The organism is Burkholderia sp. MSMB1498 (assembly GCF_001526245.1).
Lineage (GTDB): Bacteria > Pseudomonadota > Gammaproteobacteria > Burkholderiales > Burkholderiaceae > Burkholderia > Burkholderia savannae.
In genome coordinates, this window is record NZ_LOYJ01000029.1 from 1 (window position 1) to 23,529 (window position 23,529).

The following is a 23,529-nucleotide window of genomic DNA, read 5'->3' on the forward strand; positions in this document are numbered from 1 at the left end:
GCGAGCGCCGCCGCCGCGAACCAGCGCGCCGCGCGTCCTCCTGTCGTTCTCGTTGCCGCCTGATTCATCCGCGTCGTCATTCCTTCATGCGCACTGAGTTGCGTGTCGTGACGTGATGTTGAAATGCGTCGGATTCGACCAATCGTCCGCTTGCAATCCCGTTTGTATCGACAACCTGTTCGATGTCATCTCGCGACGATCTCGCCATCGCGCTCCAGGGAGTCCGGCGTCGCGTCGCGGCGAGATTCGTTCGGGTGACTGAACGATTCAGGCTGACCGGCTCCTCGATGCGACTCGCGAGCCGCCGTGCCCGAGCGCGCCTCGTCGAACGATCCGAGCCGCCCGAACACGCCGTCGAGCACGCCCAGCGCGATCCCCCGCAGCTTCGCCCCCTTCTCCCGCTCGCACAGCACCACCTGGATCACCTGCCACACCGTCAGCAGATTCGGCACCAGCGCCACCGGAAACCGCAGCCCGTACTGCAGCCCCAGCTGCATCGCGTTGCGCGCGCCGTAATACCGCCGCTGCCACGAGTGATGCATCGCGGTCAGCTCGAACGGCCCCACCTTGTGCCGCCGCCGCGCCCCGATCCGGTGCGTCAGCACCAGCGACGGCACCACGTACAGCGGCACGTTGTGCGCGAGCGCGCGCAGGCAGTACTCGGTGTCGACGTGGTCGATGAACAGCGCCTCGTCGAACCTTCCGAGCCGCGCGTACGCCGCCCGCGAGATCACGCTGCCCGACGAGATCAGGAACGCGCAGCGCTGCGGCGCCGTCTCCCCTTCCACCCGCACCCGGCGCACCGTCACGCCGCTCGTCATCAGCTCCGGCAGGAAGCGCGCTTCGTTCGCGTCGTAGATCCGCGGCCCCGCGACGAACGCGCCCGCGCCCGCCCCCTCGCCCAGCCGCGCGCACGCATCGCGCATCTGCGCGAAGTACCCCGCCGGCACCGTCGAATCCTGGTCGAACAGCGCCACCGCGTCGACGCCCTGCGCGAACAGCGCCGACAGCCCCGCGTTGTACGCGCCCGCCACCCCGCCGCGGTTGCCCTGGTGCCGCCATACGATATTCCCCCGCGACGACAGCGCCCCCACCCGCTCGCGCGCCGCCGCGTGCTCGTGCGGCGTGTTGTCGACGACCACGAGCGCGTCGCTGTCGCGCGCGAGCGCCTCCAGGCCCGACAACTGCTCGTCCGTCGGGTAATACAGAATCACCAGCGCGCCCAAGCTCGTCATCGCTCTTCCCTCGGTGGTTCGGGTGCTCGCCGCGCACCCTATCGCTGCGCCAAGTCGTCAGGACTTCGACGCATCGCCCTTCGCCCTCACACCCGGAGCATGGCGCCTCAATGCCCCATCGTCGCCGCCGCGCCCCGCTTCGGCCGCGTCAGCCACATCAGCCCCGCCAGCAACACGCACGTCCCGCTCGCCATGTAGAACATGTCGTTCGTCGCCATCATGTACGCCTGCTGCCGCACCACCTGGTGCAGCGAACTCAGCTCCCGCGTCCCGTGCAGACCCATCGCGTGCAGCGCGTCCACGTACCGCTGCGTGTTCTCCGACGCTCGCGTCACCGACTGCGACACCACCGCGTAGTGATACGTCGCCCGGTTGTCCCACCACGTCACGCTCAGCGCCGTGCCGAACGCCGCCGACAGCGTCCTCAAGAAGTTCGACAGGCTCGACGCCGCCGCCAGCTTGTCGTCCGACACCCGCGACAGCGTCGCCGCCGTCAGCGGAATGAAGAAGCACGGCAGCCCCATCCCCTGGATCAGCCGCGGCGTCACCACCTGCGCGAACGTCATCGTCAGCGTGAAGTGCGTGCTCCACCACATCACCCCCGCGAACACCAGGAATCCGAACGTCACCAGCACCCGCGCGTCCACCCGGCTCGCGTACAGCCCCACCAGGATCGAGAACACCAGCGCCAGCACCCCCATCGACGCCGTCGCCAGCCCCGCCTGGTACGCCGTGTAGCCCATCACCGACTGCAGCCACAGCGGAAACACCACCCCCACCACCGAGAAGCTCATCATCCCCAGCGAGATGATCACCACGCAGAACGTGAAGGTCCGCTCCCGGAACAGGCTCAGCTCCACCACCGGATGCGCCTCCCCCAGCTCCCAGATCAGCAGCGACACGAGCGACACCCCCGCCACGATCGCGAGCGTCGTGATCAGCGACGAATCGAACCAGCCCCGGTCGTGGCCCAGATCCAGCACCGCCTGCAGCGCCCCCACCCCGATCACCAGCAGCACGATCCCCGTCACGTCGATCGGGCTCGCCTCGCCCCGCTGCTCCTGCGGGTGCAGCATCAGCGTGCACACCGCGAACGAGAACAGCCCGATCGGCAGGTTGATCAGGAAGATCCACGGCCACGAGAAGTTGTCGATCAGCCAGCCGCCCACCACCGGCCCCAAGATCGGCGCGAGCAGCACCGTCATCCCCCACAGCGCCAGCGCCAGCGTGCGCCTGGCCGGCGGGAACGCGCGCAGCAGAATCGTCTGCGACAGCGGCACCATCGGCCCCGAGAACAGCCCCTGCAGCGCCCGGCACGCCACCAGCACCTCCAGGTCCCGCGCGAGCCCGCACAGCAGCGACGTCAGCGTGAACAGGATCACCGACGCGACGAACAGCCTCAGCTCCCCCACCCGCCGCGCGAGCCACCCCGTCAGCGGCACCGCGATCGCCGCGGCCACCGAGTACGAGCTGATCACCCACGTCCCCTGGCTGTTCGACACCCCGAGGCTGCCCGAGATCGCCGGCACCGCGACGTTCGCCACCGTCGAATCCAGCACCTCGATGAACGTCGCGAGCGACAGCGCGAACGTCAGCAGCGCGAGCCTCGCGCCGCGCAGCGCCGGTGCGGCCGGCGCCGGCGGCGCGCTCGCGGCCCGATCCGCCGGCAACGCTTGCGCGCTCATGCCGGCTGCGCCTGCCGCGCCGCCACCCCCGGCGCGAAGCGCTCGATGAAGCGCGCCGCCTCGTCGCAGCCGTTCGGCTGCGCCGCCATCCGCGCCCGCACCTCACCGCAGCGCGCCGCCATCGCCTCGTCGCCCAGCACCCGCAGCAGCGAGCGCGCAAGCGGCTCGCCCCGCACCGGCGCGTCCAGCCGCACCCCGCAGCCGCTCGCCGCCACCCGCTGCGCGTTGTCGAACTGGTCGTGCGCGAACGGCGTCACCACCTGCGGCACCCCCGCCGCGTACGCCAGCGACGCCGTCCCGATCCCGCCGTGATGCACCAGCGCCCGGCAGCGCGGCAGCAGCGCCGCCAGCGGCACGTAGCGCCGCTTGAGCAGCGTCACGCCGTTGCGTGGCGCATCATCGTGCGCCCTCGTTCCCGTTGGCCCCGTCGTCCCGTCCGATGCCGCCGGCGCGTCCGGCGCGAGCAGGATGCCCCGCACGCCCGTCGCTTGCAGCACCTGCGTCACCGCCCGCTCGTAGGTCCGCCCGTCCACCAGCGTCGAGCCCGCCGTGAACACCACCGGCGCGTCGCCCGACGCGACGAACGCGTCCAGCTCCGGGTCCGCCTCGTGCGGCCCCGCGTCGTTGAACAGCGGAAACCCGCTTTGCAGGTGATTCGCCGGCCAATCCCGCTGCGCCGGCGCGAACCACGACGGAAACAGGCACAGCACCCCGTCCGTCGAATGCAGCCACCGCCCCAGAATCCGCCTCGCCGGCGCGAGATCCAGCGCCTGCCGCACCGCGTTCAGCTCCGGCCCGCACACCCGGTCCAGCACCTGCCGCTCGATCAGCGTCATCAGCCCCGCCTTCACCGCCAGCGGCAGCCCCGCCGGGATCGTCAGCCGCTTGTGCGTCGGCGGCGCGTGCGCCGACAGCAGCGTCGACGGCGACACCTGCACCGACACGTAGCGCGTCCCGTAGCGCTCCTGCATCAGCCGCGCCGAGAACGCCCACAGCGTGCCCACCAGCACCGTGTCCGCGTCGCTCAGCGCGCGCAGCGCGTCGAAGTGCGGCCGCACCACCGGCGCGATCACCCGCCACAGCGTCTTGAACGACGTGCGCGGGTCCCACAGCGCCGGGTCCGCCATCGCCTGCGCGTACTCCCGCGCCGTGCCCACCGGCACGAACGCGAAGCCGCTCGCGCGCACCGCCGCCTCGAACGGCGGATGCGTGCAGAACACCACCTCGTGGCCGCGCGCCGACAGCGCCCGGCCCACCCCGAGCAGCGGGTGCACGTCCCCCGCCGACCCGATCGCCGTCACGATTACTTTCGACATCGCTTCGTCACTCGATTGCGCGCGGCAGCCGTCGGCGCGAACGCGAAACGTTCAAACCGGATCGCCCGTCGCCGGCCGGGGTTCGGCCGCCTGCCGTCGGGATCTTCCGTTGAACGAACCGTTCCGTGACACGAACGCGCCTTGCCGTCGCCGCGTCACGCGGCGCGCGCCACGCCTGCCTGCCTGCCTGATTTGAACGAGCCGCGACACCGGCCGCGCGCGAACGCCCGCCTGCCTCGGCCCACGCACGCCGTTACGACAGCGCCGGCATCTGCCCCAGCGGCGCGAGCGCCTCGCCCTGCGCCTCGTCCCGCGCCGCGCTCGCCCGCTCCTCGCCGAAGAACCCCAGGATCGCCGTGCGAACCTGCTCCTGCTGCTGACGCCCCTCGAGGTCCAGGAAGTGTCCCGCCTGCCGGATCGTCGCGAACTCCGCCCGGCGCACGTACGCCGCCAGCCGACGCACGTCCGACGACGTCGTGTACTCGTCCAGCTCCCCGTTGATGAACTTCACGTCGCAGCCGATGTTGCGGAATTCCGGCAGGTACTGCTCCGGCTGCATCGACAGAATCTGGTCGACGTGGAACGCCACCTGGTCCTGCTCCTTGCGCGGCAGCTTCGTCAGGTAGCGGTAGTTGTACAGCTTCATGATCCGCGGCAGGTAGCGGCCCACCGTGTCGTTCAGCAACTGCGCCGCCTTCAGGTTCTCGCCCGCCGCGATGTGATCGCGCGCGCGCGTCACGTAGTCCGTCATCGCGTCGTTCAGGAACGGCGAGAACGACGCGACCACCGCCCGCCGCACGCTCGCGCAGCCCCGCGACAGCGCGAACAGCGACGCCACCCCGCCCCACGACACCGACAGCAGGTAGCTCGGCTCGAACCGCTCGGCCAGGTGCAGCAGAATCTCGACCTCGTCGTCCTTCGTCAGAATGTACTCGCCCGGATTGTGCTGGCGCGACTGACCCGCGTACGGCAAATCGAAGCACACCGCGTTCAGGCGCTCGCCCAGGTAGCGAATCGTCTGGCCGAACGACGCCGTCGTCGCCAGCGCGCCGTTCACGAGGATGGCCGTCTCGAAGGCCGGATCGAACACGTGGCGCTCGACGTGGACCTTCAGTCCGCTCGGCAGCGCAACGACCTGTTTCTCGATAGGCATGGCGTTTCTCCCGCATCTGCTCGGCAAATGAGCTGATCCCGCGCCCTTCTCGGACGCCTCCACGTAGCCGCCCGCCCTCCCGCGCGATCTGCCCGCCCTGCCTCGCGCGCGCCGTGACGACTACCCACTCGCCGGAGCCGCGCATCGCCATGCCGCATTCGCAACAGGCAATACGCCTCCCCGGGCCTGTCGCGGTTCCCCCGCTCCCTTTAGCCCGTGGTCTCCAGCGCCTCTATCTCGCATGACGCCTCTTGAGGATTACCGCTTCCCATCGCCATTCCGCTTTCTCAACCGTCGCGCGGCGGCTTGCGCTTTTGCGGTGTTAATACTAATACGCTGAATACAACCTCCTCAACTACTTTTAATGTTTTGCCTCAAAAAACTCATCAATGTATCCTTCCGTACATTTAACAAATCATTCTAAAATCCCTGATCCGATTAACCCCTTCATCGCCCCGAAATATTTTCTGTGATATAGAACGCATCACGACGGCATCGACCGAGACGCCCGTCACACAACCCTCCAGAACCGATCCTCGCGCGCCCGCCCCGGATACCCCACCCATCCGAATCAATACCCGCCGAAGCGCGAAATCTCCAATTCCGACATCGCGATCGCATCACCCTTCCGCTTTCGCAATACCCATCCGATGACAGTCGCGCACCAAAACGGATATTTAACTTCATACTTATTGGCATTAACGCCCCGCCTATAACACGAACCCGTAATACACGAATTGCCGATTGAAACGTTTTAAACATTCTCATCAATCTTCCAATTCACTTTCACCAATGCGCGGATTAACTGCGCACCGATGCGGCACGCGCACGCCGGCGGCCGACGCGAGCAAAAAGCCCCCACCCACCTCGAGCACCCCGTCACATCGATCGATCCCCACATATTTTTTATTGATTGAACGTTCAATAAAAAACCGCTATCCTTTCGGCTTCGCTCACCCGCCTCGCGCACAAAGGCCCCGCGATGCCCAAACTCGGAATGCGCGAGATCCGTCGCGCCCAATTGATCGACGCGACGCTCCGCTCCATCGACGAGGCCGGCCTGCCCGGCACGACGCTCGCATCCGTCGCTCAGCGCGCGAACATCTCGACGGGCATCGTCAGCCATTACTTCGGCGACAAGGACGGCCTGCTCGAAGCAACGATGCGCCATGTGCTGCGCGACCTGTGGGCCGCGACCGCGCGCCATCGCGCCGCGGCCTCCGGTGGTGAGCCGCGCGCGCGGCTGCGTGCCGTCGTCGCGGCCAACTTCGACGGCACGCAAATCAGCGCGCCCGTGATGAAGACCTGGCTCGCGTTCTGGTCGCAGAGCATGCACGAGCCGACGTTGAAACGCCTGCAGCGCGTCAACACGCGGCGGCTCTATTCGAATCTGTGCGCGGAGTTCGCAAAGACGCGGCCCCGCGCGCGAGCCCGCGAGGCCGCAAGCGGCCTCGCCGCGCTGATCGACGGCCTGTGGCTGCGCGGCGCGCTCGCGGGCGAACCGTTCGACACCGAGGCAGCCCTGAAGCTCGCCAACGATTACATCGACCTGTTGCTCGCGCCGCGCGCCTGACGCGCCACGCACCCTCGCCCACTCAAGGAGATCCTTATGTCCGTATACGGCCTGCAACGCCTTTACATCGCCGGCGCCTACGCCGACGCCACGAGCGGCAAGACGTTCGACACGTTCGATCCGGCGACGGGCGAACTGCTAGCAAGCGTTCAGCAAGCGAGCGCCGACGACGTCGAGCGCGCGGTCGCGTCCGCGCGCGAAGGCCAGCGCGAATGGGCGGCGATGACCGCGATGCAGCGCTCGCGCATCCTGCGCCGCGCGGTCGAACTGCTGCGCGAGCACAACGACGAACTCGCCGAGCTCGAAATGCGCGACACCGGCAAGCCGATCGCCGAAACGCGCGCCGTCGACATCGTCACGGGCGCCGACGTGATCGAGTACTACGCGGGCCTCGCGACCGCGATCGAAGGCCTGCAAGTGCCGCTGCGTCCGGAATCGTTCGTCTACACGCGGCGCGAGCCGCTCGGCGTATGCGCGGGCATCGGCGCGTGGAACTATCCGATCCAGATCGCGTGCTGGAAGAGCGCGCCCGCGCTCGCCGCCGGCAACGCGATGATCTTCAAGCCGAGCGAAGTCACGCCGCTGTCCGCGCTCAAGCTCGCCGAGATCTATACCGAAGCGGGCGTGCCCGCCGGCGTGTTCAACGTCGTGCAGGGCGACGGCTCGGTCGGCGCGCTGCTTACCGCGCATCCGGGGATCGCGAAGGTGTCGTTCACGGGCGGCGTCGAGACCGGCAAGAAAGTGATGTCGCTCGCAGGCGCTTCGTCGCTGAAGGAGGTGACGATGGAGCTGGGCGGCAAGTCGCCGCTCATCGTGTTCGACGACGCCGAGCTCGACCGCGCGGCCGACATCGCCGTCACCGCGAACTTCTTCAGTGCGGGGCAGGTGTGCACGAACGGCACGCGCGTGTTCGTGCAGCAAGCGGTGAAAGAGGCGTTCGTGCAGCGCGTGCTCGAACGCGTCGCGCGAATCCGCGTCGGCAAACCTTCGGACCCCGACACGAATTTCGGCCCGCTCGCGAGCGCCGCGCAACTCGACAAGGTGCTCGGCTACATCGAGAGCGGCAAAACCGAAGGCGCGAAGCTGCTCGCGGGCGGCGCGCGCCTCGCGCACGACCACTTCGCGAGCGGCCAGTACGTCGCGCCGACCGTGTTCGGCGATTGCCGCGACGACATGAAGATCGTTCGCGAAGAAATCTTCGGCCCGGTGATGAGCATTCTGTCGTTCGAGACGGAAGACGAGGCGATCACGCGCGCGAACGCGACCGAATACGGCCTCGCGGCGGGCGTCGTCACCGAGAACCTGTCTCGCGCGCACCGCACGATCCATCGCCTCGAAGCCGGCATCTGCTGGATCAACACGTGGGGCGAATCGCCCGCCGAGATGCCCGTTGGCGGCTACAAGCAATCCGGTGTCGGACGCGAGAACGGCATCACGACGCTCGAGCACTACACTCGAATCAAATCGGTGCAGGTCGAGCTCGGCCGCTATCAACCGGTGTTCTAAGCATTGAGGAGAACGCAACGATGACGACGCGCGAATTCGATTACATCATCTGCGGCGCGGGCTCAGCGGGCAACGTGCTCGCGACGCGCCTCACCGAGGACCCGGACGTCACCGTGCTGCTCCTCGAGGCGGGCGGCCCCGACTACCGGCTCGACTTCCGCACGCAGATGCCGGCGGCGCTCGCCTACCCGCTGCAGGGCCGCCGCTACAACTGGGCATACGAAACCGATCCCGAGCCGCACATGAATCATCGGCGGATGGAGTGCGGCCGCGGCAAGGGCCTCGGCGGCTCGTCGCTGATCAACGGAATGTGCTACATCCGCGGCAACGCGCTCGACTACGACAACTGGTCGACCCACAAGGGCCTCGAAGACTGGTCGTACCTCGACTGCCTGCCGTACTTCATGAAGGCCGAGACGCGCGACGTCGGCCCGAACGACTATCACGGCGGCGACGGCCCGGTGTCCGTGACGACGAGCAAGCCCGGCGTGAATCCGCTTTTCGAGGCGATGGTCGAGGCCGGCGTGCAGGCCGGCTATCCGCGCACCGACGACCTCAACGGCTATCAGCAGGAAGGCTTCGGCCCGATGGACCGCACGGTCACGCCGCGAGGCCGCCGCGCATCGACCGCGCGCGGCTATCTCGACCAGGCGCGCCCACGCCCGAATCTCGAGATCGTCACGCATGCGCTTGCCGATCGCATTCTGTTCTCCGGCAAGCGCGCGACGGGCGTCGCGTTCCTGCACGGCAACGAGCGCGTCACCGCGCATGCGCGCCGCGAAGTGCTCGTGTGCAGCGGCGCGATCGCGTCGCCGCAACTGCTGCAGCGCTCGGGCGTCGGCCCCGGCGAATGGCTGCGTGAGCTCGACATTCCCATCGTGCTCGATCTGCCCGGCGTCGGCCGCAATCTGCAGGATCACCTGGAGATGTACATCCAGTACGAATGCAAGGAGCCGGTGTCGCTATATCCGGCGCTCAAGTGGTGGAACCAGCCGAAGATCGGCCTCGAATGGATGATCAACGGCACGGGCCTCGGCGCGAGCAACCACTTCGAAGCGGGCGGCTTCATCCGCACGCGCGACGACGACCGGTGGCCGAACATCCAGTATCACTTCCTACCCGTCGCGATCAATTACAACGGCTCGAACGCGATCGAGATGCACGGCTTCCAGGCGCACGTCGGCTCGATGCGTTCGCCGAGCCGCGGCCGCGTGAAGCTGCGCTCGCGCGATCCGAACGCGCATCCGAGCATTCTGTTCAACTACATGTCGGAAGCGCTCGACTGGCGCGAATTCCGCGATGCGATCCGCGCGACGCGCGAGATCATGCGCCAGCCGGCACTCGACCGCTTCCGCGGCCGCGAGCTGAATCCGGGCATCGATCTGAAAAGCGACAACGACCTCGATGCATTCGTGCGCGCCCGCGCGGAAACGGCGTTCCATCCGTCCTGCTCGTGCAAGATGGGCTTCGACGACACGGCCGTCGTCGACGACGAAGGCCGCGTGCATGGGCTCGAGGGGCTGCGCGTCGTCGATGCGTCGATCATGCCGATCATCACGACCGGCAATCTGAACGCGCCGACGATCATGATCGCCGAGAAGATCGCCGACAAGATCCGCAAGCGCGAGCCGCTCGAACGCGCGAACGTGCGGTACTACGTCGCGAACGGCGCGCCTGCACGCGGCGGCAAGCCTGCCCGAGCGCCCGCCACCGCGTAGGCTCGTTCGGCGGATGCCGCACCGATGGCCATCGACGCGCGAGAACGCTTCGAGCGCGTTCGATGCGGCCACCGGTGCCGCATGTCGCACGTGCCTCGAATAAACGACCGGTCGACCGACTGTCCGCTCGCTCGATCGACGCACGCGCACCCGACAGGCAAATCCTGCGCCCCGCCCTGCGTCGCGCATGTTCGGTGCCATGCGCGCACCGGCCACAACGATACTGCGCCGACAATGAGGAACCGGCGCTTCTCGAGGATCACCCGCGCGATGTCGCATGATTTCGGTCGATACGGGCGACCTCCCGACGCCAATCCCACGATAGCCTGAGCGACGCATGCCGCTCGCCTCGAATCGGCAAGGAGCGCATCGATGACGCGCCGGCCGCCCCGCATGCCGCGCACGTTCGAATCCATCCCTGCGCGATCGCAATCAGTGCGGGCTGAGCGCACGCACCGGCGGCTAGGTCGACAAAGCAGCGCGGCGCGGATCGATTACCGCTTGCCGCGCAATGCGCCGATCAAGCCCCCTGCCCGAAACGCAATCCGCGACCGCCGGGGCGCCCGTCCAAGCGTTGTGCCCGCGCCGATCGATTGCCGGCTCATCTCGACGATCAAGCGCAGCACTGCACTGCACCGCACTGCAGTTCGTTCGATGCAACGATTAAGCAATCGGCACGCAATTTACTGAAATATCGATTTCACAAAAACAGAAATTCCCCGAACCCATCCGCCTAAATGGTTTGCCGATCGATATCGAATCCATTGAATATTCAAATTCAGTCATCCATCGATTCACATTGCTCACGAAAATATCGAACCCCGCTTTATCGCCATATCGGAATCAGGAAACGGCGCAATCCGCGCCCAATGCCCACGGAGCCCCAGCGCCCGCCCATCAAGCCATGACATCAAGCGCGCCGCACGATTCTCCCCAATCGAAACAAACGAATCGAATAAATTAACACCACCGAAATTACGCGCATTTCAATTTCAAAAAATTCAACTCATAATTATTTTTATAAATCAGCGTAATTTTATTGTAAGATGGCTGCAAGGCACCTTACAGCCATACCGGCGAGGTGCCTTCCGCATTTAGGCGGACGAGCCGTTCACGACCCGGACCGAGGCGAAACGCGGCACAACCCGGCCCGGCGATTCAGCGGCACCATGAAATGTCGCATCCGATCTCAATTATTTAGGATCACTTTCTAACGTATTTCAGGACGATCATGGTCAAGACCTTCTACATCACTGCAGCCCCTGTCGGCGCTGTCCCGAAGTTCCTCGATCCGCTGGAGCCGAAGTTCATCCCGCATGCGTTGCTCGAGCTGCTGCCCGCCGATACGCGCGAGGCCACGACCAAGGCTCTCGAGGCCAACGGATGGGAGGCCGTGCCCGCGGGCGGCATCGTGCGCGAATTCGGCTTCGATGCGCCGATCGATCTGACCGAATACGAAGGCGCGCAAGAATCGGCCACCGCGCCGGACGCGCTGCGCCGGAACGGCTGGACACCGGACGGCAACGTATGGCATCGCACGCTGACTTCGCCGTCGCTCGCCCAGCCGCCGTTGATCACGCGCACGACGCTCGAGCGCCTGTCGTCGATCGAACTGGCCCGGCAGATCGTCCTGCAGCTCACGACGTTCGGCTGGACCGCCACCGAAGACGGCAGCCTGACCTGGACACACGATCGAATCCACACGTATCTGTCGCCGGACTTCGTCGAGCGGATTCGCGCCGACAATGCGGCCGTGCTCGAATCGCTGTTCGAACACGGCTGGCGCACATGCGACGCCGGCTACTGGCAGCCGGGCAAGGCGCGCTCGCCCTTTCTGCCGATCACGGCGGAAGGCATCGTCGACGCATCGCGCGAGGCCCTCCGCGAAGGCGCGGCGGTGGTCCATCTGCACACGCGCGCGACCGACGACCAGGCGACGCTCGCGATTCCCGGGCTGAACGCGCCGATCGGCGTCGGCTCTCAGCGCAATCACATCGTGCTCGAGGACTACGATCGCATCGTGCCCTCGCTGCTCGACCTGGAGCCGTCCGCGATCCTGAATCTGTCGACGAGCGCGCGCGGCGACCGCCGCGCGTCGCAAAGCCCGCTGCGGCGCGCGCACCTGAAGCGCTACGGCCACGCGCAGCTCGCGCCCGACGTCGCGTCGTTCAGCCCCGGGCCTGTCGTGTTCCAGGCAGGTGGCGGCTATGACAATCCGAACGCGTTCCTCGCGGATCAGCTCGCCCACTTCGCGGACGTCGGCGTGCGGCCCGAGATCGAAGTGTTCAACCACACGATCGTCGAGAATTCGATCACGCTCTATCAGTCGCCGCTCGTCAAGGCCGGCGTTCCGGTGCTGTTCATGCTCGTCGCCGCCGTGGACCAATACCATCGCGACCCCGTCAGCGGCGACACGAGCGACGATTCGCTGATCGACGTGCCCACGCGCAAGGCGATCGCGAAGCTGCTGCAAGCGGGCACCGACGATGCGCACGAGAAGGCCGTCGAGCTCGCCGCCACGCAACTGCGCCCGAGCGTCGACAAGCTTCGCGACAACTTTCCGTCGTGCAAGATCTCGCTGCTGCTGCCTGGCCCGTTCCAGGCGTTGCTCGTCGACGTGGCGATCGCACTCGATCTCGACGGCATCCGCGTCGGCCTCGAGGATGCGCTGAACGTCTTCGACGCGCGCGTGCCGGGCGGCGTGCGCAAGGCATGCGGGACGGGCGATCAGGTCCGCTGGCTGCGGCTCGAGCTCGAGCGCCGCGGCATCGGCATCGTCGACGCCGAAACGCTGCGCGACGAGCTCGGCATGTCGCGCCCCGACGTCGGGCTGTTCCGCCAGGCGGAGGCCTCGCTCGCGCACTATCCGGCGGACGAGCGTCTCGTATCGGCCGATACGATTCTCGATGCGCTGCGGCCGATCGTCGACACGTATCGCAAGATCGAAGACCGGCTCGCGTCGCACCTTGCGAGCGCGCAAGCCCTGCCGACCGATCCCGCCGCGCTCGCCGAACACGTGCTGACGGCCGCGCGCAGCTTCGGCGTCACGATTCGCTCGTTCGTCGAGGAGCTCGATCGCTACGAGGACCACGAGTATCTGCTCGCCCGCTACATCCAGATCCCGCAAGCGCTGAATTTCGCGCGCGAGCTGCTCGTGCCGCGCGGCTATTCGATCGACGCGTACGACCGCGCGCTCGAAGATTACGCCCGCCCAGGCAAGACCGTGACGCGCGACGATGCGAGTTACAGCGTGCGAGTCGACCAGTTCAAGCCGCTGCCGCTGCGCTGCCTCGAATATCTGGTCGGGATTCCTTGCCGATACAACAGCGACTACAGCAACGTCGTGAATCTCGGCTTGCGCCAGAGCCCGCGCTACAGCGCGACGATGGCGCTGCTCTACCACGCGTTGCGCGAGCTCACGCTCGAGTTGCGCGATCGCTCGAACGCGTCGCACAAGGCGTGCGGACCGGTCTGGACCGTGCTCGAAACGTCGGCCGCGGCGGGCGAGCCGCCCGTGCGCCGCGACATCGCGCCGGGCGAGTTGCCGGCCGCGATCGACAGCGTCGACTGGATCGTGTTGCCGAGCACGCCGACCACCAACTATCCGCTCGGCCTCAAGCTATCGAACGGAATGGCTCAGCTGTTCCATGGCTTCGTCGCGCAGATCGCCGCCGATCCGACATTGCATGCTTCGCAGCATGCGCGCCGCGACACGCCGCTGCGCCTGCTCGCGATCACGCATTCGGGACGTCGCGACGACGGCGAAACGGTGATCGAAGCCAGCATGCTGCACAACCGCTTCGCGCTGAACGCGGACCCGGCGGGCATCTACTTCAGTCAGGAATCGCAACTGATCTACGAGCGCCTGATTTTGCCGCGCCTCGTCGACAAGCCTGCCAAGCTCGCGTACACCGAACAGCAGCTCGTACGCCGCGACGCGGCGGGATTCCCGCTGTATCAGGACGGCTCGCGCGCGCGACGCGTCAAGGCGGAGCAGATCGAGCAGTTGCCGTTCCTCAAGTGCTTCGCGCACAGCTCGGGGATCGCGACCGCGCAGCAGCTCGACGTGCAGGCGTGCCACGACGGCGAGCGCCTCGGCCTCACGGGCGACGAGCTCCGTGCGTTCTTCGATCGCGCGCTGCTCGTGTCGTTCGGCTCCGCCGCGGATATCCACCTCGACTGGCTCGGCACGTCGGTCGTCGACGTGACGGCGTTCAACGACGTGCGCAGCCTCGCCGGCACGACGAGCCGTCATTACGTGATCGAGCCGGGCGAGCATGCGGACGTGCTGCAGCATTGTCTCGTCCACACGCAGCCCGCCGACTATCGCTACGATCACGCGACGCCGGTCTGGCAAGAAGGCCGGCACGACAAGATCGTCGCGCGGCTGACGGGCGTGTTCCTGCTCGACGACCATGCTCGGCTCGACGACGGCCACTCGATTCGCCGCTACCTGGCCGCGAGCCCGCTGTGGCTTCGCCAGTGGATCGCGCGCTTTCACGACGCGCCCGCCGACGCCGGCGTGCACGCGATCCTGCGCGAGTTGCAGTCGTCGATGACCGACTACCGGTCGAGCGCGAACCACATGATGCGGCGAGCGCTCGCGTAAGCCCGCGCGGCGCGCCGGCGGCGTCACGCGCCGGCGCGCCCGCCTTCGGCGGACGGCGTCGCCGCGAACGCGGCGCCGCCGCGCCGATGGCGCGCCCGTTCCACCCGCATGCCGCTTTCCTTCTATGGCGGCGAATAATGGCCAAGTCTACTGAACGAACCGCGCGCCCCGCGCATCCCGCGCCGGGGCCGCGTTACCACCAGAGACCGCCATGCCAGCCGCCCTCGCCGCCCCTTCGAGCGCCACGCGCGCCAGCGCCGCCGCCCGCCTCGAACGATTGCCGTTTTCCGGCTATCACAAGCTCATCTTCGTGATCATCGCGATCGCGTTTTTCTTCGACTCGGTGGATCTCGGCACGATGACCTTCGTGCTCGGCTCGATCAAGAAGGAGTTCGGCCTATCGACGGCGACGGCCGGCCTCGTCGCGAGCGCGAGCTTCTTCGGGATGGTGCTCGGTGCGGCAATCGCGGGCCTGCTCGCCGACCGCTTCGGCCGGCGCCCCGTGTTCCAGTGGAGCATGGTGCTGTGGGGCGCGGCGTCGTACCTCTGCTCGACCGCGCAGAACGTCGACGCGCTGATCGTCTATCGCGTGCTGCTCGGAATCGGCATGGGCATGGAGTTTCCGGTCGCGCAAACGCTCTTGTCCGAATTCGTTCCCGCCGCGAAGCGCGGCCGGCTGATCGCGCTGATGGACGGCTTCTGGCCGCTCGGCTTCATCACCGCCGGCATCGTGTCGTACTTCGTGCTCCCGCTGTTCGGCTGGCGCACCGTGTTCGCGCTGCTCGCGCTGCCCGCCGTGTTCGTGCTCGTCGTGCGCCGGCTCGTGCCGGAATCGCCGCGTTGGCTCGAGCACCACGGCCGGCTCGCCGAGGCCGAGCGCGTGCTCGCGCACGTCGAGGCGAAGGTGATGAAGTCCGCGCGCGTGTCGAGCCTGCCTGCGCCGTCGCGGCTCGCGGAGCCCGCCGCCGCGCGTGGCCGCGGCGCGTTGCGAGAGATCTGGAGCGCTGCCTACCGCCGTCGCACGACGATGGTCTGGCTGCTGTGGTTCTTCGCGCTGCTCGGCTTCTACGGCCTCACCTCGTGGCTCGGCGCGCTGCTGCAGCAGGCGGGCTTCCCCGTCACGCAATCGGTGTTCTATACGGTGCTGATCTCGCTCGGCGGCATTCCCGGCTTCCTGTGCGCGGCGTGGCTCGTCGAGCGCTGGGGACGCAAGCCGACCTGCATCGCGTCGCTCGTCGGCGGCGCCGCGATGGCTTACGTGTACGGACAGAGCGCACTGTTCGGCAGCAGCGTGACGCTGCTCGTCGGCACCGGGCTCGCAATGCAGTTCTTCCTGTTCGGCATGTGGGCGGTGCTCTACACGTACACGCCGGAGCTGTACGGCACGGGCGCGCGCGCGACGGGTTCGGGCTTCGCGTCGGCGATCGGCCGGGTCGGCTCGCTGATCGGGCCGTATGTGGTCGGCATCGTGCTGCCGCTCTTCGGCCAAGGCGGCGTGTTCACGCTCGGCGCGCTGTCGTTCGTCGTCGCCGCGCTGGCGGTCGGCGCGCTGGGGATCGAGACGAAAGGCTTGGCGCTCGAGGCGCTCGCGTCGACGGACGACGCGCGCGCCGCCGCGCGCGACGCGGCCGGCGCGGCAGCGAACTGATGGGCCGCCCCGTTCGCGCGACGACGCCGGCACGCGCGTCGCCGCCGGCCGTTGCGAGACGGCGCGCTTCGTTTTCCGGCGGGAACGCACATGCGCAGCCTTCGGCCCGCGCAGCAGCGATCGACGGCGACGCCGGATGCGAAGCCGTCACACGGCCGCCCTTGCGCGGATGCGCCGCGCGCGCGGCAAGCCAAAGACACTTCGTTCAGGGCTGCTACGCGGGCATCATGCGCCAGCCTGCAGGCCGCGTCGTCCGGCAACGCAAAAAAAGCGGCGTCATCGTCGACGGGAAACCGCGCGTCGACGCGCTCCATGTCCGCAGCGCGACGCACTGCACCACGCGATGCGCTTGATGAACGCGAGAAACGCCGCCGCTCAGCCCGGATCGGCCGCCTCGATCACCGCCAGCGGCAGCGTGGCCGTCAACGCGAATCCGCGGCCGGGCGCTGTATCGATCCGGATTTCGCCGCCGAGCCGCGCGGCGCGCTCGCGCATGCCGAGCAGACCGAGGGAATGACGATTGGGACGCGTTTCGCGAGCCGTGCCGTGGCCGTTGTCGGCGATCCGCACGATGCAGTGCGGCTCGTCGCGCACGATGTCGAGCTCGACTTCGGTCGCTTCCGAATGTCGCGCGACGTTGGTGAGCGCCTCCTGAACGATGCGGAACACCTCGGTCGCGCCGTCGCGACTGAACGCGATGTCGTCGGCCTCGATGCGGCTCACCACCCGGATGCGATACCGCACGCCGAACTCGTGCGTCAGCCATTCGATCGCCGGAGTCAGCCCGAGATCGTCCAGCATCACGGGGCGCAGGTCCGCCGCGATCCGCCGCACCGAATCCAGCAGTTGGCTGATCAACGCATACACGTTCGGCAAGCGGCTCGCGCGCGACGACCAGCCCGCGTCCTTCAGCTCGCCCTCGACCTGAGTGACCGCCATCTTCAGCGCCGTCAGCTGCTGCCCGAGATCGTCGTGCAATTCCCGCGCAATGCGCGTTTTCTCTTCCTCGCGAATGCCCTGGATATGCGCCGACAGGCGTTGCAGCTCCTCGCGCGACACACGCAGCGCGTCTTCGTCGCGCTTGCGGTCGGTGACGTCCATGATCCAGCCGACCATCCGATACGGCTCGCCCGCGCCGTTCCACAACGCCTGCCCGCGCGACTGAATCCATCGGAAATCGCCGCAGCGCGTGCGCACCCGGTATTCGACGTCGTACGTGTCGCGATGCTCGAGGTGCGCCTTCAGCGCGTCGGTCACGCGCTTCAGGTCGGCGGCGTGAATCGCGTCGCGGTGCCCCGTAATCTCGTCGGGCAGTTCGTGGTCGTCGTAGCCCATGATCTTCTTGAAGTGCGGCGACACGTACATCGCGCCCGTCTGCGGATTCCAGTCCCACAGCCCGGCGCTGGCGCCGCTGACCGCGAGCTGAAACCGCTCCTCGCTCGCCGACAGCGCCGCGGCGACGCGGTGCCGCTCCATCGCATACCGTATCGCCCGGCTCAGCAGCGACGTCTCGACCCGCTTCTTGAGCAGATAGTCCTGCGCGCCTTCCTGTATGGCCTGCAGCCCGACCGACAGATCGTCGAGACCCGTCAGCACGAGCACGGGAACGTCGGGCACCTGCCGGTGAAATTGGCGGAACGTGTCGAGCCCATGCGCGTCGGGCAAGCCGAGATCGAGCAGGACGACGTCGTAATGCATGCGCTTCGCGGACGCGAGCGCCGTCGACAGCAGCTCGGCGCTCGACACGCGCGGCTCGAAATCGGTCACGTCGGTCAGCGCTTCGCCGATCAGCAGCGCATCGGTCTCGCTGTCCTCCACCAGCAGGATGTCGACGTTTCTGGACGATGCGTTCATGGCTTCGCGGGCGGCAGTGTGACCACGCCGAGCCAGAACTCGTTGATGCTGTGCACGACGTCCGTGAATTTGCCGAAATCGACGGGCTTGCTGATGTAGCAGTTCGCATGCAGTCCGTACGATCTCGCGATGTCCTCTTCCGATTTCGACGTCGTCAGGATCACGACCGGAATCGTGCTGAGCCGCGGATCGCGCTTCAGTTCCTGAAGAACCTCGCGGCCGCTCATTTTCGGCAAATTGAGATCGAGAATGATGAGGCCCGGCCGTCGCGCCGACGCGTAGCGCCCCTCGCGCCTCAGGTACGCCATCGCCTCGACGCCGTCCTCGACGACCTGCAGCGGATTGAGCACCTTGTAGTAGTCGAGCGCCTCCTTCGTCATCATCACGTCGGTCGGAGAGTCCTCGACCAGCAGGATCTCGACGAGATTTCCTCCGTCATCGGCCATCATCGCTCACCTCCTTCGGATTGCGCGTTTCATCGCGTTTCATCGACGTCCCGTTTCATCCGCGGCCGGCCGCGACAGCGTGAACGAAAACGTCGTTCCCTGCCCCGGCGCGGACTCGACCCAGATGCGGCCGCCATGGTGTTCGACGATGCGCTTGCAAAGCGCGAGCCCGAGCCCCGTTCCCGGATATTCGCGCCGCGTATGCAGGCGCTGGAAGATCAGGAAGATGCGCTCGAAATACTGAGGATCGATTCCGATGCCGTTGTCGCTGATCCGGAACGCCCACGCGTCGTCGCGCGTTTCCGACGCCAGATGGATATGCGCGGTGCGATCCTTGCGGCGGAACTTGATCGCGTTTCCGAGCAGATTCTGGAACAGAAGGACGACCTGCGCGGGGATGCCGTGGACGACCGGCAGCCGGTCGTGACTGATGCGCGCGCCGGCGTCGCGGACGGCGGCGCTCAGGTTCCGGAGCGCCTCGTCGAGCGCGCGCTCGCAGTCGACGGACTGGCGCGCGTCCTCCAGGCGCCCGACGCGCGAATAGCTCAGCAGGTCGTCGATGAGCGCCTGCATTCGGGTCGCGCCGTCGACCGCGTGGCCGATGAACTCGTCGGCCCGCGCGTCGAGTTGCCCCTGATATCGGCGCTGCAGCAACTGCAACGGCCCCGCGACCGCGCGCAACGGCTCCTGGAGATCGTGTGACGCCACGTACGCAAACTGTTCGAGATCCTGATTCGAGCGCGCGAGCTCCTCGCTTCGGCGGCGCAGCTCGAGCTCCGAGCGCTTGCGCTCGGTGATGTCGGCGATCGAGCTGAGCACGAACGTGCCTTCCGACGTCGTGATCGGGTTGAGCCCGATTTCGACCGGGAACTCGGCGCCGTCGCGCCGCAGGCCGTACAGGTCGCGCCCGGCGCCCATCGGCCGCGCGCCCGGCGTGCCGAAGAATGCGCTCCGATGGGCGGCATGCCCGGAACGAAAACGCTCCGGCACCAGCATGTCGACGTTCTGTCCGATCATGTCGTCGCGCACGTAGCCGAACAATCTTTCGGCTTGCGAATTGACGAGCACGATCCGGCCTTCGCGCCCCACCATGATCATCGCGTTCGGCGCGGCCTCGACGGCGAGCCGGAATCGCTCCTCGGCCCGCTCGCGCTCCGACACGTCGCGCACGACGAGCACCGCGCCGATCAGCCTGCCGTTCGCGTCGAAAGTGGGCGCGGCATTGCCGTCGACCGGCAGCTCGCCGCCGTTGCGGCCGACGAGCCGCGCGTGAGCCGGCAGGGTCGCGGTGCGTTGCCGCTCGACCGCGACGCGCGCCGGATTGTCGATCGCGCGTCGCGCCGATGCGTGCCGGAAGGTCAGCGCCTCGGCGATCGGCCGGCCGACGACGGCGTCGCCGGCGAGCGCGGTCATCTCCTCGGCGGCCCGGTTGAAGAACGTGACGCGGCCGTCGACGTCGGTCGCCACGACGCCGTCGCCGATGCTCGCGAGCGTGACGTGAAGCAATTCCCGCTGCTCGAAGAGATCGTCGGCCGCGCTCGCCTCGACGAGCAGCAGGCGGCGCATCATGTAGCCGAACGACAGGCAGACCGCGAGCGTCAGCAGGCCGGACGCGAGCCCCACCGCGATGGCGACGTCGCGTGTCGTTCTCGCGCGCTCGCGCAGGGCGACCAATCGTTGCTCGACGCTCGCCTCCATGTCGTTGGCGAGCGCGCGCGCCTGATCCATGAAGATCTTGCCGGAATCGTTCGAAACGACCGCGCGCGCCGCATCGAAACCCACGGTCTTGCGAAGCGCGATCGTCGAGGCGAGCTCATCCTGCTTCTTGTCGAGCAGCGTGTGCAGCGCGGCGAGCCGCTGCCGCTGGACCGCTTCGTCCTGCACGAGCGGCGCGAGGAAATCGAACTGCTTGCGAATGTCGGGCAGCGCCGCTTCGTAAGGCTGCAGGTATTCCGGCTTGCCGGTGATGATGTATCCGCGCTGCCCGGTTTCCATGTCGCGGGCGAGCGACAGCAGCCGTTCGAGCCCCGAAATCACTTCGTTGGCGCGGTGGACGTCCGCCTCGCTGTCGAACAGGTTCGTCGTGCCGAGCGCGCCGATGCCCGCCGTCAACAGCAGCAGCACGGCGGCGCTCCACAAGCCGAGGTCGATCCAGCGCGACGCTTTTTCCCCCAATCGCCTGATGCCCGAGGCCATCTCGACTCCCCCGAGGTGTCGTTGCCAGAAAGCCGTTCATAAGCTCGATCGCAGAATGCGGCCGCAGGCCGAGCTTGCTGCACCGCGCCGCCGCGTTCCGGAGCGCTCCGAAGCGTTCCGGGCGCGAGCGGCGGCGCGCCGCCCGTCGCGCGGGCGGAAGCAGTCTGTCGTGGCCGCCGCGTTCGCCGATGCCGGCCGCGGCGCACCGCCCGCCCGGATGAAGACGCCGGCGGCGTCGACCATGCCGGCGCGCGCCGGCGCGGCAGGCAAATGATGTCTGGAGATTAGGCGACAGACACAACGGCCGCAACCTTCGGCGGTGCGGATGCGCCGTTCGGCGGGCGGCGGCGAGCCGTGCCGCGCGGCGTCGCCGCCCGCCGTTGCGCCGCCCGGGAGGCCGCGGCAACGTCGCCGAAACCGCGCGCCGCTCAGCGCGCGTGCTCGTGCGCCCAGCTCCCCTCGACGCCGATCTCGCTCTTCACCGAGTTCGCGAGATAGCACGCTTCATGCGCCGCGTGGTGCAGCGCGTCGACGTCCTCGCGCGTCGGCGCCCGCTCGCCGCCGAACGTCACATGCGGCTTCAACACGATGCGCGTCATCACTTCCTTGCCGTCGGCGTTCTTTTCTATCGTGCCTTCGGCCACGTCGCGATAGCCCGTGACGACGAATTTCCTCTGCGCGGCGAGCGACAGGAACCACAGCATGTGGCAGCTCGACAGCGCCGCGACGAACGCCTCTTCCGGATCGACCGCCGCCGGATCGGAAAACGGCACGCGCACCACGTGCGGCGAGCTCGACGCCGGCACGCGAACGCCGCCGTCGAAGCGCCATTCGTGCTTGCGGCTGTAGCGATTGTCGGTGAACGCTTCGCTTTCCTGCTTCTGCCACGTCACTTCGGCCGTGTAGGTCGACATCGTTTCTCCTTGTGTGTTCGTGCCGGGACGGTCGTTCGTCAGATCGGCGTCAGCACCGGCCGCCCCGAGAAATGGCGCGCCGCGTTCTCGAGGAACTGCCGCACCGAGCGGTCGAGCGCCTCCGGCGACCAGCCGCCCATGTGCGGCGTCAGCACGACGTTGTCGAGCGCCGTCAGCGCGCGCGGCGGCTCCGGCTCCCCTTCGTAGACGTCGAGCCCCGCACCCGCGACGCGGCCTTCGCGCAATGCGTCGGCGAGCGCCGCCGTGTCGACGACGCTGCCGCGCGACACGTTGACGAGAAACCCGTGCTCGCCGAGCGCATCGAGGATGCGCGCGTCGATCAGATGCCGCGTCGCCGCGCCGCCCGGCGTCGCGACGACCAGAAAATCCGCCCAGCGAGCGAGCGCGTCGAGCGCCGCGAAATAGCGGAATGCGGCGCCTTCGCGCGGCTTGCGGTTGTGGTAGCCGATCTCGAGATCGAAGCCCGCCGCGCGGCGGGCGATCTTCTCGCCGATGTTGCCGAGCCCGACGATTCCGAGCCGCTTGCCGCAGACGTTCGGCGGCATCGGCAGCGCGTCGCGCCACACGCCCGCGCGGCACGCCGCATCGAGCTTCGCGACCTCGCGCACCGCCGCGAGCAGCAGCGCGAACGCGTGATCGGCGACGCAGTCGTCGTTCGTGCCCGCGCCGTTGACGACGACGATCCCGCGCGAGCGCGCGTCGGCCACCGCGACGTTTTCGTAACCGGCGCCCAGCGCGCCGACGAACTCGAGGTTCGGCAGGCGCGCGATCTCGTCGGCAAGCAGGCCGGCCGTGCCGTTCGTCAGCACGGCCCGCACGGCGGCGCCGCGCTCGGCGATCGCGTCGCGACGCTCGTCGGGCGTGGGGGCGTAGATGATGTCGAAGGCGTCGGCGACTTGCGCGCGCGCGTGGTCGCGCAGCGGGATCAGCACGAGAAGCTGGGGCTTCATGGCGGGCTTCAGCAGAGGAAAGTTGACGCAAGTGTAACAATGGAGCGCGCCGTGACGGCGGGAAGCCCTATTCGGCAAGCGGGCTCGACCGGCCCGAACGGATGCGCGGCCGGCGCGGATCAGCGGCATCGTGCGTCACGGGTTGCGGGTTGCGGGTTGCGGGTTGCGGGTTGCGGGTTGCGGGTTGCGGGTTGCGGGTTGCGGGTTGCGGGTTGAGGGTTGAGGGTTGAGGGTTGAGGGTTGAGGGTTGAGGGTTGAGGGTTGAGGGTCGCAGGTCGCAGGTCGCAGGTCGCAGGTCGCAGCGCCGATTTTCCGTCACACTGCTCCGCCGACGCGACGAAACCTTCCGCTCGGCACATTTCCCCGGTCGCGCTCCGCAATTCGGCATTCGCTGCGGTCCGGCCCGGCCACTTCAGCATCGCCGCGACGGGGTCAGCGCTTAAGCTGATCGCACGTCGAACGATGTCCGGCGCGACATGCGGCAAGCCCGCCGCCACGCGCGAATCCGCGAATCCGTGATACGCGATACGCGATGCGGGCCGCGTCGCCATCGCCGGCATCGGACGTCGGCGCGCGCGGTGCGATCGCCGCGCCGGCCACGTCACGCTTCCCATCGTCCCGAACCAGCGTAAGCGCGAATTTAACCCCACCTAGAATCGAAAGCTGAACGAGCGCAGGCTTGCGTCCGCAACTACAACTTGCGGA

Annotated in this window: 15 protein-coding genes; 6 read left to right on the top strand and 9 right to left on the bottom strand. The window is 67.8% G+C overall.

Features of this window, described 5'->3' with window-relative positions; genetic code table 11:
- Positions 1–185: 185 nt before the first annotated feature.
- The 4 genes from WS91_RS06015 to WS91_RS06030 all read right to left on the bottom strand — a co-directional run bounded on the left by WS91_RS06015 (position 186) and on the right by WS91_RS06030 (position 5,389).
- The gene (locus tag WS91_RS06015; protein WP_059669929.1) at positions 186–1,235 is read right to left on the bottom strand and encodes a glycosyltransferase family 2 protein; all 1,050 of its coding nucleotides are present in this window, start codon (positions 1,233–1,235) and stop codon (positions 186–188) included.
- A gap of 107 nt (positions 1,236–1,342) precedes the next feature.
- Positions 1,343–2,920: a DHA2 family efflux MFS transporter permease subunit gene (locus tag WS91_RS06020; protein ID WP_038744240.1), complete on the bottom strand. Its 1,578-nt coding sequence runs from the start codon at positions 2,918–2,920 to the stop codon at positions 1,343–1,345.
- Positions 2,917–4,236, bottom strand: a complete 1,320-nt coding sequence (locus WS91_RS06025) for a glycosyltransferase (protein WP_038744242.1) — start codon at positions 4,234–4,236, stop codon at positions 2,917–2,919. The genes WS91_RS06020 and WS91_RS06025 overlap by 4 nt, the downstream gene beginning before the upstream one ends.
- A 253-nt stretch (positions 4,237–4,489) precedes the next feature.
- Positions 4,490–5,389 (bottom strand): alpha/beta fold hydrolase, encoded by a 900-nt coding sequence (locus tag WS91_RS06030; RefSeq protein WP_038744245.1) that lies wholly within the window; start codon positions 5,387–5,389, stop codon positions 4,490–4,492.
- A 982-nt stretch (positions 5,390–6,371) separates the two neighbouring features.
- Here WS91_RS06030 and betI point away from each other — a divergent pair.
- The 5 genes from betI (at position 6,372) to WS91_RS06055 (ending at position 16,443) form a co-directional block, all read left to right on the top strand.
- On the top strand, positions 6,372–6,962 hold the full coding sequence (gene betI, locus WS91_RS06035) for a transcriptional regulator BetI (protein WP_038752849.1): 591 nt from the start codon (positions 6,372–6,374) through the stop codon (positions 6,960–6,962).
- A gap of 36 nt (positions 6,963–6,998) precedes the next feature.
- Entirely contained in the window at positions 6,999–8,468 is a 1,470-nt protein-coding gene (gene betB, locus WS91_RS06040; RefSeq protein WP_059669930.1) for a betaine-aldehyde dehydrogenase, read from the top strand.
- Positions 8,469–8,488: 20 nt separating this feature from the next.
- On the top strand, positions 8,489–10,186 hold the full coding sequence (betA, locus tag WS91_RS06045; protein ID WP_059579736.1) for a choline dehydrogenase: 1,698 nt from the start codon (positions 8,489–8,491) through the stop codon (positions 10,184–10,186).
- Positions 10,187–11,417: 1,231 nt separating this feature from the next.
- Positions 11,418–14,795: a 3-keto-5-aminohexanoate cleavage protein gene (locus WS91_RS06050; protein WP_059669931.1), complete on the top strand. Its 3,378-nt coding sequence runs from the start codon at positions 11,418–11,420 to the stop codon at positions 14,793–14,795.
- 211 nt (positions 14,796–15,006) lie between these two features.
- Entirely contained in the window at positions 15,007–16,443 is a 1,437-nt protein-coding gene (locus tag WS91_RS06055) for an MFS transporter (RefSeq protein ID WP_059579728.1), read from the top strand.
- A 375-nt stretch (positions 16,444–16,818) separates the two neighbouring features.
- On the opposite strand, the gene WS91_RS06060 is transcribed toward WS91_RS06055, so the two are convergent.
- From WS91_RS06060 to WS91_RS06070, 3 genes are read right to left on the bottom strand one after another with little or no spacing between them, the layout of a single operon-like run.
- Complete coding sequence (locus WS91_RS06060) at positions 16,819–18,297, bottom strand: hybrid sensor histidine kinase/response regulator (protein WP_059579724.1); 1,479 nt, start codon at positions 18,295–18,297, stop codon at positions 16,819–16,821.
- Positions 18,294–18,746, bottom strand: coding sequence for a response regulator (locus tag WS91_RS06065; protein WP_038752859.1), 453 nt, complete (start codon positions 18,744–18,746; stop codon positions 18,294–18,296). The genes WS91_RS06060 and WS91_RS06065 overlap by 4 nt, the downstream gene beginning before the upstream one ends.
- Before the next feature lie 36 nt (positions 18,747–18,782).
- Positions 18,783–20,939, bottom strand: coding sequence for a sensor histidine kinase (locus WS91_RS06070; protein WP_059669932.1), 2,157 nt, complete (start codon positions 20,937–20,939; stop codon positions 18,783–18,785).
- Here WS91_RS06070 and WS91_RS36695 point away from each other — a divergent pair.
- Positions 20,842–21,213 (top strand): hypothetical protein, encoded by a 372-nt coding sequence (locus tag WS91_RS36695; RefSeq protein ID WP_162483271.1) that lies wholly within the window; start codon positions 20,842–20,844, stop codon positions 21,211–21,213. The two genes, WS91_RS06070 and WS91_RS36695, sit on opposite strands and share 98 nt — an antisense overlap.
- A 154-nt stretch (positions 21,214–21,367) precedes the next feature.
- Here the strand turns inward: WS91_RS36695 and WS91_RS06080 are convergent, their stop codons facing one another.
- A complete protein-coding gene (locus WS91_RS06080) occupies positions 21,368–21,853 on the bottom strand; it encodes an OsmC family protein (RefSeq protein WP_038752865.1) in 486 nt (161 codons plus the stop codon).
- Positions 21,854–21,891: 38 nt separating this feature from the next.
- Positions 21,892–22,824, bottom strand: a complete 933-nt coding sequence (locus WS91_RS06085; RefSeq protein WP_038752867.1) for a 2-hydroxyacid dehydrogenase — start codon at positions 22,822–22,824, stop codon at positions 21,892–21,894.
- Positions 22,825–23,529: the final 705 nt, after the last annotated feature.